Annotated in this window: 15 protein-coding genes; 2 read left to right on the top strand and 13 right to left on the bottom strand. The window is 46.4% G+C overall.

The window, feature by feature from the left end; all coding sequences use genetic code 11:
- Positions 1 to 259: 259 nt before the first annotated feature.
- The 11 genes from KNP98_RS04670 to KNP98_RS04620 all read right to left on the bottom strand — a co-directional run bounded on the left by KNP98_RS04670 (position 260) and on the right by KNP98_RS04620 (position 9,670).
- On the bottom strand, positions 260 to 898 hold the full coding sequence (locus KNP98_RS04670) for a hypothetical protein (RefSeq protein ID WP_214810787.1): 639 nt from the start codon (positions 896 to 898) through the stop codon (positions 260 to 262).
- A gap of 26 nt (positions 899 to 924) precedes the next feature.
- Entirely contained in the window at positions 925 to 1,461 is a 537-nt protein-coding gene (locus KNP98_RS04665; RefSeq protein WP_088836684.1) for a PadR family transcriptional regulator, read from the bottom strand.
- Positions 1,462 to 1,588: 127 nt separating this feature from the next.
- Positions 1,589 to 2,152: an NUDIX hydrolase gene (locus KNP98_RS04660; RefSeq protein ID WP_251135138.1), complete on the bottom strand. Its 564-nt coding sequence runs from the start codon at positions 2,150 to 2,152 to the stop codon at positions 1,589 to 1,591.
- Positions 2,153 to 2,169: 17 nt separating this feature from the next.
- Positions 2,170 to 2,751 carry a CDP-alcohol phosphatidyltransferase family protein gene (locus KNP98_RS04655; RefSeq protein WP_029333155.1) on the bottom strand — a complete coding sequence of 194 codons (582 nt, stop codon included), beginning with the start codon at positions 2,749 to 2,751 and terminating at the stop codon, positions 2,170 to 2,172.
- Between the two features lies 1 nt (position 2,752).
- Positions 2,753 to 3,640 (bottom strand): ABC transporter ATP-binding protein, encoded by an 888-nt coding sequence (locus KNP98_RS04650; RefSeq protein ID WP_088836682.1) that lies wholly within the window; start codon positions 3,638 to 3,640, stop codon positions 2,753 to 2,755.
- A complete protein-coding gene (locus KNP98_RS04645; RefSeq protein WP_029333661.1) occupies positions 3,624 to 4,358 on the bottom strand; it encodes an ABC transporter permease subunit in 735 nt (244 codons plus the stop codon). Before KNP98_RS04645 ends, KNP98_RS04650 begins: the two co-directional genes overlap by 17 nt.
- Positions 4,355 to 5,119: an ABC transporter permease gene (locus tag KNP98_RS04640; protein ID WP_214807687.1), complete on the bottom strand. Its 765-nt coding sequence runs from the start codon at positions 5,117 to 5,119 to the stop codon at positions 4,355 to 4,357. Before KNP98_RS04640 ends, KNP98_RS04645 begins: the two co-directional genes overlap by 4 nt.
- On the bottom strand, positions 5,106 to 6,302 hold the full coding sequence (locus tag KNP98_RS04635) for an ABC transporter substrate-binding protein (RefSeq protein WP_214810786.1): 1,197 nt from the start codon (positions 6,300 to 6,302) through the stop codon (positions 5,106 to 5,108). Before KNP98_RS04635 ends, KNP98_RS04640 begins: the two co-directional genes overlap by 14 nt.
- A gap of 15 nt (positions 6,303 to 6,317) precedes the next feature.
- Positions 6,318 to 7,076: an SDR family NAD(P)-dependent oxidoreductase gene (locus KNP98_RS04630; RefSeq protein WP_214765320.1), complete on the bottom strand. Its 759-nt coding sequence runs from the start codon at positions 7,074 to 7,076 to the stop codon at positions 6,318 to 6,320.
- The gene (locus tag KNP98_RS04625; protein WP_214810785.1) at positions 7,073 to 8,047 is read right to left on the bottom strand and encodes an MBL fold metallo-hydrolase; all 975 of its coding nucleotides are present in this window, start codon (positions 8,045 to 8,047) and stop codon (positions 7,073 to 7,075) included. The genes KNP98_RS04630 and KNP98_RS04625 overlap by 4 nt, the downstream gene beginning before the upstream one ends.
- Positions 8,048 to 8,227: 180 nt before the next feature.
- Entirely contained in the window at positions 8,228 to 9,670 is a 1,443-nt protein-coding gene (locus KNP98_RS04620; RefSeq protein ID WP_088836677.1) for an NADP-dependent glyceraldehyde-3-phosphate dehydrogenase, read from the bottom strand.
- Between the two features lie 217 nt (positions 9,671 to 9,887).
- On the opposite strand from KNP98_RS04620, the gene KNP98_RS04615 reads away from it, so the two are divergent.
- Entirely contained in the window at positions 9,888 to 10,766 is an 879-nt protein-coding gene (locus tag KNP98_RS04615; protein ID WP_088836676.1) for a chemotaxis protein CheV, read from the top strand.
- A gap of 115 nt (positions 10,767 to 10,881) precedes the next feature.
- Here KNP98_RS04615 and KNP98_RS04610 read toward each other — a convergent pair whose 3' ends face one another.
- Positions 10,882 to 11,250, bottom strand: a complete 369-nt coding sequence (locus tag KNP98_RS04610) for an Hpt domain-containing protein (RefSeq protein ID WP_088836675.1) — start codon at positions 11,248 to 11,250, stop codon at positions 10,882 to 10,884.
- Positions 11,251 to 11,371: 121 nt separating this feature from the next.
- Between KNP98_RS04610 and KNP98_RS04605 the strand changes: the two genes are divergently transcribed.
- The gene (locus KNP98_RS04605) at positions 11,372 to 12,307 is read left to right on the top strand and encodes a magnesium transporter CorA family protein (RefSeq protein ID WP_214810784.1); all 936 of its coding nucleotides are present in this window, start codon (positions 11,372 to 11,374) and stop codon (positions 12,305 to 12,307) included.
- Positions 12,308 to 12,370: 63 nt separating this feature from the next.
- Here the strand turns inward: KNP98_RS04605 and KNP98_RS04600 are convergent, their stop codons facing one another.
- Complete coding sequence (locus KNP98_RS04600; protein WP_088836674.1) at positions 12,371 to 13,474, bottom strand: PP2C family protein-serine/threonine phosphatase; 1,104 nt, start codon at positions 13,472 to 13,474, stop codon at positions 12,371 to 12,373.
- Positions 13,475 to 13,532 lie beyond the last annotated feature (58 nt).

Here is a 13,532-nt window from a genome sequence, read left to right as displayed (position 1 = left end):
CAGGGTCGCTCCTGTTTGCTTTCCACTAGGAAGCGATTAGATTAGAAAGCGAGATTTTTTTAGCTTTCTTTAAGATCAGTGAAGATACTCTGTCGTTTTGGAAACGATTCAAGACGGTCCACCTGAAAGGCGTCCCTTTTCGTCGACTTCTACGGGAAAAAATGCGTCTTTGCGTGCTTTTCTCCCCCCACATGACGTTGTCTACATGCAAAACAGCACCTCCACTGAACAAAGGTGGAGGTGCTGTTTTTGCTTCGGGTCATTTCCCTTCGTTAATCGCCCGCTGAAGCATCAGTATTTCACGTTCGGCTGCCGCAACCGTGCGGTCTTCAATAACGAGCTGCTGCTGTCGTGCTTCAAGCTGCTCGTCAAGGTTCGTACACTCTTCATCGGTAAACGACTGTTCAACCACACGTTCCCGTCGATACCAACGCTTCGGAATGATTTTTGGTGCTGGTCCTGTCTCAATCGTCCGTTCGATTTCATCGAATGCCGCCTGCGCTTCTGCCTGACGGTCTTGAAGCGGACGAATCTGTTGAGTGAGCGCCTGTAATCGTTCGTCGACGAAGGGGCGTGTTTTTGACGCCAACATTTCTTTTACATCCATTCGTAACACGTGTTCTGCTTGCTGACGTTGCATATCTTCTTCGTGATCTGTTGGTTCGAGAAGTTCCACACGGTCGCTGTTTTCAGACTCTGTCAGAATGTCTTCGATTTCACTGATCGACAACCACGAGACATGTCGCATGACGAATTGATCGATTAGCCCCGCATCAACATAGTAGTCTCCGACTTCTCCACCTAATTTCAATTCAGCGGCGGCATATGTTGCATGTCGTTTGATGATGTCATCCGTCTCTTCGTCCAGCCAGTCTTGATAATCTTTAAATACACTCACGTTCTCTACTCCCTATCCCATCACAATCAAACACTCGTTTGACTTCTTTTGATTTCTTCGATTGCCCAGTCACACCAATCGAGGTAATTCAGCATCATCCGTAGACCGTATTCACTCGTCAATGTCTCCCCGAGTGTCGCCCCGTTCTCTAAATGATCTTTTCGCCACACTTGCATCATGTCGACCGCAAATTGATGATGCCGTTTTGATTCTTCAAGGTAAGCGATCGCTTCCTCGAGCGGCAAGAGGTGTAACAACGACACGCGCATTAAGTTCTCATCTTTCATTTTCGGCTTAAATTCACTCGGTGCCCGCAGCCAGGCGACGAGCTCTGTTTGGCCTTTATCTGTAATCGAATAGACTTTTTTATCTGGAAGATCCTCCTGGACGATATGAACACTCGTCACGAGTGATGCTTCTTCCATTTTTAATAATTCTCGATAAATTTGCGTATGATGTGCTGTCCAAAAATGCGTCATCTGTTTTTTGAACGTCGTACTTAAATCATAGCCTGTCGCTTCTCCCTGGGTTAGCAGTCCGAGCAGTGCGAATCGTAATCCCACTGGCTGCACCTTCTTTCATCAATAATATATATTGTTAATTATCTCAAATTACGTTGCATTACGCCACTTTGTACTTTTTTAAGCAAAAAAAAACTGTAGATCGCTGTCTCATCTACAGTTCCTCCTGTCACATGCTAGATTGTTCAATGCTTCGTTCGACCATCGCCCAGTACTCCGGCGGGTGCGGGACGAAGCGGTTCCGCCCGAAACGTTCACCCTCGATGCTGACGACTTCCGTTGTCGTTTCGTCACCTAACGTAGCAAATGCGTCGAATGAAAAAGCGACCAGCCGTTTGACTTCAGTCGCTTGTAAATGATAGTCAGAAATGGCTTGGTTCGATTCCGTCAAAAAGACCTGAGTCCGCTCGCGATCAATGAATCCCGGCAACGTCAGTTCTTCTAGAAAAATACCAACGTGCTCCAACTGATCCATCGTCCGGACGAGTCCGAGCTCTTCTTCGAGTTCACGAACACCATCAGCAACGGTTTCACCGGCAAGTAAATGTCCTGCCGCTGTAATGTCGAGACAATTTGGAAAATCCTTTTTTTCAGTCGCCCGTTCTTGAAGAAGAACGATTCGTTGCTCTCGATTCACGACGAAGCAGTGGAACGTCTCATGCCATAACCCTTCAGCATGTACCCGGTTTCGTGACGCCGTGAATAATGGATGCCCGGCCTGATCCGTGACCATGATTAACTCCTGTTCACTCATCCCAGCACCTTAGAGGCTTGATAGAAGCGCTCGCCTACCGTATACAGCTCTGCAATCAAGAAGACGATCGCAATCCAGATGATTGCACTTGGGAATAACAGCATTGCCGTTAAAAACAAGAACCCCTCTGTCCGTTCAACGAGACCCGGCTGGTATTGGAAGGACTTGATGCCATAATTTTCACTGACTGCCCCAATCGCGAGAAACATCGTCATACCGATGACAAAGGACGCAATTAAAAAGAGCATGACGATTTGTGTTTCCGGAAAACGAAGCGCAATCCCGATCAGCACGGACAACTCGACGATTCGATCTAGTACAAGATCAAGAATCGTTCCAATCGCTGTCGGTTTTTCGCGACGTGCCATCGTCCCATCGACGACATCAAGCATTCCAGAAATCCACAATAAGAGAATCGCAATTCCCATCATGTCATTGTAGACGAAGAATCCTGTTGCCCCTCCGATGATGCCGGAAATGATTGTGACTTGATTCGCCGACAGACCAAGCTTTTTCAAACCGGTCGCCGCTTGGTCGAACACAGGTTGGACCATCTTTCGTGCTCGTGTATCTAACATATTAGTCCTCCTTTCTGACGACATAAACAGTCGTCGCTTCGTCGAACGCTCTTCTTGTCTGAATGACGAGTCGCTCGCCGGTTGCCCGTTCGACTTCATAGAACCGAACACCATATTGGATTAATTCTTTCGTAATCGTAACACGTTCATTTGTTTGATTCGTCGGTCTTAAGACCAACTCGATCGCAGACAGCGGATACCATGTCCCGTCTAAGGCAAGACCATCTCCAAAAAACGGACTCGTCTCGCTTAAAGCAACAGGTCGCCCTTGCTCGATAATGCGTCCTGCCTGCATGACATACACATAGTCCGCCATTGCCATCGCTTCTTCGCGATCATGTGTGACAAGCAACGTCGTCACGCCTTGTTGCTCCGTCAGGCGACGAATCAACGTCCGTAATTCACGCCTCCGCGGCAAATCGAGGCTTGAAAACGGCTCGTCTAATAATAAAAAGTTCGGTTGACTCGCAAGGGCACGTGCTAAGCTCGCACGTTGTTGCTCGCCTCCCGACAGTTGATGGACAAAGTCCGCTTCACGTCCCGGTAACCCGACGCGGTCGAGCCACTCCGAGACTTGTCGGGCGTCCCCTCGCATGCCAAGGCGGATATTCTGCCCGATCGTGAGATGGGGAAACAGTAGCGGTCGTTGAAACAGCATCGTCACTCCGCGTTTACTCGGGACTGTTTTCGTAACGTCACGCTCTCCGAAGTGAATCGTTCCACCTGAGACCTTTTCTAATCCGGCAATCAAGCGCAGTAACGTCGTCTTCCCGCTTCCACTCGGTCCGACAAGCGCAACGCATTGTCCCGAGGCGATGGTTAGATCGATGTCTTGCAAGACGGTCGTTTTACCGAAACGCTTCATCACTTTATTAATTTTTACGTCCATCTAATAACCTCCGAACCCCTTCTATCCATAAGGTAAAGAACAACATTTGCCCTAGATAAATCAAAAATGGTAACCCGATCAACCAAATCGTCGCTTCTTTAGCCGCATCAACCGCATTCCCAGAGTAAAGGGGGAAGACTTCAAGTGCGAGCATCCGAACGACGCCACCGCCGATGAGCACGACGAGTGCATACTGACTAAGTGTGATGACGGTGACGAGCAATGTCACCGATTGTAATGTCGGACGAAGCAACGGTCCGACTAAAAAGAAAAATCGCTTCAAGCGGTTTGCCTCAACAAGGACCGTCTGTTCGAGTAGTTGTTCACCGAGCGCCTGAAATCCGTTCGTATAAAGGCGGACCGTGTACGGAAGTGTCGGTAACAAAAGGACGAGTAACACACCAAGGAATTGATCAGCCAAACCTAAACGGATCCACGTCAAATAAAGACCGAATGAGAGCAATAATACAGGCAAAAACAGTGGTAGACTAATCAACAACTCAGCCAGTTGAATGATTCGTCCCGTCTGAAAGGCAATGGCTTTCCCTGCCGCATAACCAATTACGTGGTTCAAAAACGTCACTGCTGCAATCATGAAGAGCGTCGTCGTCAACGTCTCGACGATTCGTGGATTTAGAGAAAATGATTTCGGAATGATTCCCAGCAGCGGTGCAACGACGAGACAAGCAATCAATAGCGTAACGATTCGTTGCTTCATTCAATCCGCCCCTTACTGATTCGCTCTGTGATCGGTCGAATCCACCACGTGAAGACGGCTAACATCATGAAGAGCAACGTCGTCAAGACGACACTGATGGCAAAAGCCGTTGGTTGTTGCGACAGGTCTCCTTGCGTATATAAATCAAATACATATACACCAATCATTTTCGGATACGTCACACCAAGCAATGCCGGCACTTCGTAGGCAAATAGAACAAATGCAAAAACGATGAAGCTAGCTTCAAGTGCCGGAAACAAAATAAAAACACCTTTTCCATGCCAAAATCGGCGAATCTTAGATAATCCAAGTAGTTGCCCCAATTCCTCATACCGGTGATCGAGCCGTCGAAAAACAGGAATGAGATAAAAAAAGATGAACGGTGTTTCTTTATATACGTAAGTCAAGATGATACTGAAATGATTCGTCTCATGCGGACCAATCATCGGTACATTACTGAAGTAGAGAATCGCAAGATATGCTGCACCAAGATGCGGGATAAACAGCGGAAGTGCGAGGATTTGTTCCGCCATCCCCCCTCGCCTTGAGAAAAATTGAGCTAAGCCGAAACCGACCCCTAACGAAAGTAACGTGCTACTCAGTGCGACGTACAGACTTAACACAATGCTTTCAAGAAACACGGTATCGCTTAACAATGCACGATAATCGGCGACTGTCGTCATCGATACACTGATGAACAGTCCATAAAGAACCATTCCAGCAATCAAGAAGACAGCGGGGTAAGGATTACCGCGCCACACGTTCCGGCCAATCCTTTCGAATGATCTCGAAGAATTCCGGGTCGAGCTCCGCTCGGACTTTTCCTTCAAATGCATCTGGTGTCGGTGTCGATTTTGCTGCCGGAACATCCTTAAACGCTTGTTGTTCTACTGACGTCAACGTACTTAAATCAAGACTTGTCCCATCTCCCCAGTAGGTCGCGTCATATTTCTTCAACTGCGCATCTGCCGATAACAATTCGTTGATTGCAACGAGCGCCCCTTTTGGGTTTGGTGCGTTAAATGGAACCGATAAGAAGTGGGTCGACGCAATCGAACCTTCTTCTAAGATGAGCGGACGCGTTTCTTCCGGGAAGGTCCCGGACGCTACTTCCTGTTCGGCCCGGCGTTCATTGAAGCCCATCGTGAATGCGACATCCCCCTTCGCATACAATTGATCGAGCTGAGCGAGCGTCTTAGGATAGGTTTTCCCTTCTTTCCAAAGGTACGGCTTTAAATCGTTTAAATAAGCCCATGTCTTTTTAAAATCGCTTTTCGGGTTCTTCAACGTTTCATTTGATTCGACCCCGTACATGACGTGACGGACAAACGTATTTCCCGTGAAATCCGTCACTTCCGGATAAGTGAATTTTCCTGGGTTTGCTTTGACCCAGTCTTTTAACTCGTTTAAGTCCACCGGTGGTTTGGCAACACTGGCTTGATCATAATGGAACGCAAACTGGACTTTTCCCCAGGCCGCTTCGAGCCCTTCCGTCTTCGCCCCACTATCTGAAGTTTGCGCCGCGGCGTCGACTTGCTTGATGTTCGGTAAGACGCGCGCGATGTCACCATATAACAGACCGTCTTTTTTCGCATTTCGGAAATTATCGCCGTTGATCCAGACGACATCAATCACGCCTGTGTCCTTACCGGCTGTTTTTTCAGCACGCAATTTCTGAATGATATCCGCTGTTTCAATCGGCACACGCTTCAATGTGATTTGATGCTCTTTTTTCAACTTGGGTGCGACGTACTCGTCGATATAGGCATTGATTCCGTCATCTCCACCCCACATGTACATCCGGACCGTCGTTTTCTCTGCTTCCTGTTCAATCATTTTATAGGATGAACCTAGCACTTCGTCCTTTGCCGGCAAGTCAGAAGTTGCGCCACACCCGGCAAGCAACAACCCACCGACAGCGATACCGATTACTTTTTTTAACATTTTCATTCCACCCCATCATTTTTTGTCAAATCCGGACTTACCGAGCCATTCAATCAATCGGGGACAAACGGCATATGCTTTTGCTGAAAGTTCCATCCACCACGGTGCATTGACCTCTCGTTTTTGACGCTCGATCGCTCGGACCACCGTTTTCGCAAGCGACTCTTTCGATAACAAAATCGAGGCGACATTCTTTTCATATTTGCGACTGAGATCGGCGCGAATGAAAAATTCAGTCGCAATCGGTCCCGGATTAACCGTCATCACATGAATTCCTTTTGGTCGTAATTCAAGTCGCAATGCATTTGAGAACTGAAGCAGGCTTGCTTTTGTCATGCAGTAGATTGTCGATTTCGGAGTCGGCAGCTTTCCTGCCTGACTGGCGACATTGACAATCATTCCATTCGGACGCAGGAAAGGTAGACACGCTTTTGTCAACCGAACGGGCGTCAGGACATTGATCCGGTGCATCGATTCAATCGTCTCAATCGAGGTATCCTGCAAGAAACTGAATTCTCCGAATCCGGCATTATTGATCAATACATCAATCATGCCATAGTCGACCTGGATTCGTTCGGCTAAATGCTCCGGTGAATGTTCTAAGTCATAGACGATATAGTCAGCATGCAGCTCTCTTGCTAAGCGTTCGAGCCGATCGGCACGGCGGGCAATCAAAATCAAATTCGCTCCTTGCCGGTTCAAGACGCGCGCTAACGCTTCACCGAGACCGCTTGATGCTCCAGTCAAGACAACCGTTTTATTCATTAGATTCATCCGCTAACTCCCGCTTTCGAATAATAAAGAACCGTATCTCGTTTTTCGACTGTAATTTGACCGCTTGCGACTAAATAATCGAGTCGTGCTTTCATTTCACTCATCACGAGCGGAAACGATTTTTTTAAACGATTGCCGTACGTCAACTGCGCTAACTCAAATAACGTCTGCTCTCCCGTCAGATGTTTCAAAAGTTGCTCACCGCGGGCCTTACGTTGGAGCAATCGTTCTTCAATCAAGGATGGAACGTCACGGATTGTTTCCCCATGACCGGTATAGGCGATCGTGATTCGTTCACCTTGAAGCTTTTCGAGCGAGCGCATATATGCAAGGACAGGGCGTTTTATATCAGACGCATCTCCTGCTTGCGGCTGTTCAAGTAACGGGTTCGGCTCAATCCGTGCCAGTAAATGGTCGGCTGCAAACAATGTCCCGTCTTGACCGAGAATCCCGATCTGGTCGCTTGCGTGTCCCGGTAGCTCAATCACGCGGTATGTACTTGCCGCCATGATGGAATCCCCTTCTTTTAGGACATAGTCGAGTTGTCCTTTTCCGAGCCATTTGAGGGCCGACAGATAACTCGGTAGCAACGCTCGTATTTCTTTTGGCACCCCGAACGACATCGCTAAGCGTTGCAAAAAGGCATCGCCACTATTCAAGAAGTCCGTATCCTGTTCTAAATAGGGACGAAGTCGTGCGTGCCCGTAAATCGCAATTCCTTTTTCAGAAAAACGATAAGCCATTCCGGCATGATCGGCGTGGTGATGCGTCACGATTACTTTGTCGAGTTCTTCGACAGACAAGCCGATTTTCTGCAAACCCTCTTGCATGGCGTGCCAAGCTTCTGCCGTATCCGGTCCACAATCAATCAAAATATTTTCATTGTCCGTTTTGAGGACGTAACAATTGATATCACCGACTGGAAACGGCGTTGGGATCGGTAGCGTGAAGATTTCATCTTTGCTGTTCACTTGGAATCCCCTCATTTCTCTCACTAGTTTCCTTCATTATAGAGAAAAATGAACCCGAGCCGCAAACTTTGTCTGTCACTCTCTTGCATCCCTTCACTAAAGCATACGTAAACCGTCTGGAATTGGATGCAAAAAAAGCGACCTTTCGCAGAATGAAAGGTCGCTCGTTTATTGCAAATCTTATTTTAAATTAAGGACAGTCAGTTTATCACGCGTCATCGAAGCAAGACTTCGTCCGACACCCTGCACACCAAGTCCAGATGATTTAACGCCGATGAATGGGAAGTGGTCTGGGCCACGTTCAGTCCGACCATTAATTTGAACAGAACCTGTTTCAAGGGCATCCGCTACAGCAAAAGCTGAATCAATGTTTTCCGTAAAGACACTTGCTTGAAGACCGTATTCCGATTCGTTCGAGTACGCAATCATCTCTTCGACTGAGCTGACACGAATGATTGGTAAGACGGGTCCGAACGGTTCTTCCCAAGCAACACGCATGTCACGTGTCACGTTGTCGATTAGTGTTGGTTCAATCAAGTTGTTCGTCCGGTTTCCACCAGTAACGATTGTTGCACCTTGATCTTTCGCATCCGTAATCAAGCCCTCCACGTAATCCGCTGATTTTGTATCGATCAATGGAACGACGACACTGTCGTCTTCAGGTGAACCGACCGTTAACTTCGCGATCCGTGTTGTTAATTCGTCAACGAGCGCATCCGCTTGATGATCTAAGACGAATACACGTTTGATCGCTGTGCAGCGTTGTCCAGAATAAGAGAACGCTCCACTGATGATGTGATCCGCTGCTAATGAAAGGTCCGCGTCTTCTAAGACGAGTGCCGGGTCTTTTCCACCGAGTTCAAGTACAAGTGGGATCATCGCTGATTGGCGAGACAAGTGACGTCCCGTCCCTGTACCACCCGTGAAAGTAATCATATCAATTCCTGGATGTGCTGTTAAATAGTCACCGATGACTGATCCCCGACCTGTCACGACGTTAACGAGACCTGACGGAAGACCTGCTGCGACGAGTGCTTCAATCATCAAGATTCCACTGATTGAACCTTGTGTTGCCGGTTTGAAGACAACCGCGTTTCCTGTCATCAACGCCGGCGCAAGTTTTGCTGCCGCTAAATTGACCGGGTAGTTAAATGGTGAAATCGCAAGGACGACGCCGAGTGGCGCTTTTTTGATGACTGCAAGTTTTTTGGCACTCCCACCTGGGAATGAATCGCCTTGCATCATTTGACCGTCAAAACGAAGACCTTCTTCTGCTGTATACCGAATGATTTCCGCAGTCCGCTTCACTTCTTTAACGCCATCTGCACGTCCTTTACCCACTTCACGCATGATGACTTCGCCGATTTCGTCAGCGCGTTTTTCAAGTTCTGTTGCCCATGCATGTAATAGTTCAGCACGTTTGTTTGCTGGTTGTTTCGCCCAAGTCGTTTGTGCCGCTTTTGCTGAAGCAATCGCACGGTCGACTTCTGGTTTCGTCATCGCTTGTACACGACCAACGAGTTCTTCTTTATATGGTGAAGAGATTTCGATTGTCTCTTTTGATTCACTCTCATACCATTGTCCATCCAATAAAAATGTATACGTTGTTTTTGTTGTATTCATTCCACTCTACCTCCATATGTTTTTTCTCTCTGTCACTTCAGTGTGTGGCTGCATAGCTATTGTAAACAATTGGTCAGACAAATGCCAAACATTTTGCTTAACATATTATGAAAGCGATTACAATAGTTTTTTTATTGAATTTGATATGGAATGTTTTACGAAATGTGCCGATAACTAGGCAGAAGTGAATGTGCAGGAACGAAAGGGGATAAATCACGTGTACAATCAACACGATATTTTGTTAGAAGCGGGTACGAATGAATTAGAAATCGTCATTTTCCATTGTGGTCCTTATACATTTGGGATTAACGTCATGAAAGTGCGTGAAATCATCGTTCCGTTACCGATGACACCACTCCCAGGAACACCAGATGCCGTCAAAGGATTAATCGAACTACGCGGTGAAGTCATGACGGTCATCGATTTGCCGACTGTCATCGGTGTAGCCCATGACGAAGCGACGGAAGATCGGTTGATCATCTGTGAGTTCAATGGCGAGAAAAGTGTCCTTCGCGTCGATTCTGTCACGGAGATCAGACGTATCTCGTGGGAACAAATTGATACACCGAACGAACTCGCACGTGGAATCGAAGGATTGACGAACGGCGTCGTCAAGACAGGCGATAAGATGATCATCTTACTCGATTATGAAAAAATCGCACTCGAACTGTCTCGTAAAGACATCTTCGCACGTGAAGAAGGACGTCGCGTCCAACCGCGTGACAGATCGAACAAAACGATTTGGATTGCCGAAGATTCAGAAATGCTCCGGACACTCATCATTGAGACGCTTGAAGAAGCAGGATATCACGGCTTAAAATGGTTCATCAACGGAAAAGATGCATTTGACGCCTTCGAAGCAGGTAGCGATTGTGACTTGTTGATCACAGATATCGAGATGCCGAAAATGGACGGACTTCATTTATCGAAACGCCTTCGTGAAGACGACCGGTATGCCGAACTGCCAATCATCGTCTTCTCTTCCTTGATTTCAGATGATCTTCGCCATAAAGGTGAATCTGTTGGGGTCAATGCACAAATTACAAAACCAGAAATCGGTCGTTTGATCGAAACGGTCGATTCATACGTCTTGTAAGACGTTGTTGACGGTTATATCGGAGCTCACTTTCCAGTGGGCTCCGATTTTTCAATTCACAAAAAAAAAAGAAGCGTCCACGAAATCGTGAACGCCGGTTTACTTTTTTCATCAATTACTTGATCGAGTCCGAATTCTTTCCAATAAAAGCATCCAACCAGACTTTTCTGAACTCCACCATAGATTGATCAATGTTTTGCAAAACCTGATTCGCATTTTCAAGCGAACCCGTTTCTGCTTCTTTTTCAAGTTGTTCGAACTCATCTGCCAAATCGTCCGCCGCGACCGAATAGGAGGCACCTTTAAGTAAATGTGCGATTTTTTCTGTCTGTCCCGGATCATTGTTATTGATCGCTTGCTCTAGTTCAGGAAATTTACGATCAAACTGCGCAATGTATGTTTCACCAATCTTTTGTAAAAATACGTGGTCCCCACCGGCGATCGAACGTAATTCCTCTAACTTCTTTTGATTAAAAAAAGGCATCTGGTTCCCCCCTCTGGTTTCATTTTAACATTAAATGTCGTAAAAAAAAAACTGAGAATCATTTACACGCCCTATCTTCTGTCCCTATAATAAGCAAGTGAAGAGCAGGAGGGATAGACATATGTTGACGATTTATCGAAGTGATGTGACCGGGGCAGTCAACGAAATTCAAGAATTTACGAAAGGTTCTTGGATTCATCTTGTCAATCCGACAAAAGACGAAGCCGACCAAGTCATTGCTGCCACAAAGATTCCTGAGGATTTTATCTATGACCCACTGGACGTTGAAGAAAAACCTCGTTTTGAAAAAGATGATGAAGGGCTCTTGATGATTGTCGATGTCCCGTACATCGAAGAAGAGTCATCGGGACGACGCTACAACACGATCCCGCTCGGTATCATCGTGACATCGAGACATTTCATCACCGTCTGTTCGCAACAACTCGACGTGTTGACCTTGTTCTCGAACGGTAAATTACGGACATTCCGGACGAATTATCGTTCACGCTTTGTATTTCAAATTCTTTATAAAGTCAGCTCTTCTTACCTTCGTTTCCTTCGTCAAATCGATCGCCGAATGGACGAACTCGAAGATGAACTTCAACGTTCGATGCGAAATCAAGAAATTTTTCAACTGATGAACTTACAAAAATCCCTCGTCTATTTCATGACGTCACTTAAATCAAACGATGGTGTTCTTGATCGCATCATTAAAACACCGAGTCTCGAGAAACATGAAGACGATGAAGATTTACTAGAAGATGTTTTCGTCGAGCACCGCCAGGCGATGGAGATGGCACAAATCTATAAAGATATCATCAGTTCGACGATGGATACGTTTGGTTCCGTCATCTCGAACAACGTAAACTTCGTCATGAAGTTTTTAGCCTCAATCACGATTGTTATTTCAATCCCGACAATGATTTCCGGGATGTTCGGAATGAACGTCCATGTGCCGTGGGAGGGTGAAGTCATCGGCTTTTGGGTTGTCTTTGGGATGATGATTTTCTTCTCCGGACTTGCTGCCTTTATTCTGTGGCGGAGACGCTTTTTCTAGCACAAAAAAACCACTCGCTTTTACATGCTGAAGACGTAGCATGTAAAAAAGCGAGTGGCTTTTTTAATTGATTTCGACCGTGACGAGACATAAATCATCGGCCTCATCACTTTGATCGGGCTGAATCAAGTGGTGAATGTTTGGTCCTTGTTGTTCGATCAACTGACGGATCGCACTGATTCCTTCGTCAATCCCTTTGCTATACAGCTCCATAAAACCATCCGTATAGAGGTAGATACATCCAGGAGACGTCAAGTCGATCGTCCGACTCGTATATTGTGAGTCCTCAAACATCCCGACTGGCAATCCTGTGTTCTCGAGAGCGATGATTTGATCCCCCATCCGTAACAAACCAGGTGGGTGTCCCGCATTCGCATAACTAAGTTTCATCTCATCCAAGTCGATGTACAAATAAACGGCAGTAAAATAAATTTCCGTTTCATCCCCTGGGAAAAGGCGGCTCATCTGACGGTTCAGTTCTTCAAGTACTTTTGCCGGATCACCGATGCGATGCACGAGTTCAAACAAGATCGAGCTCATCCCCATCGTAATCAACGCTGACGAGACACCATGGCCCATGACGTCAAACAAGATGATGCCATATTTATTTTGCGAGATGCGGTACCAGGCATACATATCTCCCGCTAGTTTTTTAGAAGGAATATAGGTTGCCATGATTCGAATGTCTTCATCTTCGATATTTGCACTCAAAACACTTTGCTGGAGCTTTTGAGCAAGATCAAAATCTTCTTGTAAGACTTTTTCATATCGTTTCCGTGCATCAATCGCTTGTTTTAATGACATCGCATTTCGAACACGAGCAAGCAATTCCGTTTTTCGAATTGGCTTTGTCGTATAGTCTGATGCTCCCGCATCCAGTCCATCCGCTATGTCCTCTTCATTGGAACGACCGGACACGATGACGATTGGCAGTTCATCTAAACCAAATCGTTTTCGGATCAACCGTGTTGTATCAATCCCACTAATGCCGGGCATCTCTACATCCAGTAATACGACATCTAAGTTGTCGATAAAGGCCGGATCCTCCATCAATTCGATCGCTTCTTCCCCACTCATCGCTTTTACGACATCGTATCCTTCATTTTCAAGCAGTCGCTCCAAAATCATTAAATTCGTAAATTCGTCATCTACGACTAATATACTCATACCGTCACCTCGTTCCTAAACATGTTAATCTGAACATAGTTTATCACATCATGACCAC

This window comes from Exiguobacterium sp. s127 (assembly GCF_018618695.1).
Classification (GTDB): Bacteria; Bacillota; Bacilli; order Exiguobacteriales; family Exiguobacteriaceae; genus Exiguobacterium_A; species Exiguobacterium_A oxidotolerans.
Note: the sequence above shows the minus strand (reverse complement) of the source record. Positions and strands in the feature narration are given on the sequence as shown.

Bases quoted from the DNA above. Each gene is read 5' to 3' on its own strand.
- KNP98_RS04630 (WP_214765320.1), bottom strand. From the start codon at position 7,076: ATGAATCTAATGAATAAAACGGTTGTCTTGACTGGAGCATCAAGCGGT.
- KNP98_RS04600 (WP_088836674.1), bottom strand. From the start codon at position 13,474: ATGAGTATATTAGTCGTAGATGACGAATTTACGAATTTAATGATTTTG.
- KNP98_RS04620 (WP_088836677.1), bottom strand. From the start codon at position 9,670: ATGAATACAACAAAAACAACGTATACATTTTTATTGGATGGACAATGG.
- KNP98_RS04645 (WP_029333661.1), bottom strand. From the start codon at position 4,358: ATGAAGCAACGAATCGTTACGCTATTGATTGCTTGTCTCGTCGTTGCA.
- KNP98_RS04610 (WP_088836675.1), bottom strand. From the start codon at position 11,250: ATGCCTTTTTTTAATCAAAAGAAGTTAGAGGAATTACGTTCGATCGCC.
- KNP98_RS04635 (WP_214810786.1), bottom strand. From the start codon at position 6,302: ATGTTAAAAAAAGTAATCGGTATCGCTGTCGGTGGGTTGTTGCTTGCC.
- KNP98_RS04660 (WP_251135138.1), bottom strand. From the start codon at position 2,152: ATGGTCACGGATCAGGCCGGGCATCCATTATTCACGGCGTCACGAAAC.
- KNP98_RS04655 (WP_029333155.1), bottom strand. From the start codon at position 2,751: ATGTTAGATACACGAGCACGAAAGATGGTCCAACCTGTGTTCGACCAA.
- KNP98_RS04650 (WP_088836682.1), bottom strand. From the start codon at position 3,640: ATGGACGTAAAAATTAATAAAGTGATGAAGCGTTTCGGTAAAACGACC.
- KNP98_RS04605 (WP_214810784.1), top strand. From the start codon at position 11,372: ATGTTGACGATTTATCGAAGTGATGTGACCGGGGCAGTCAACGAAATT.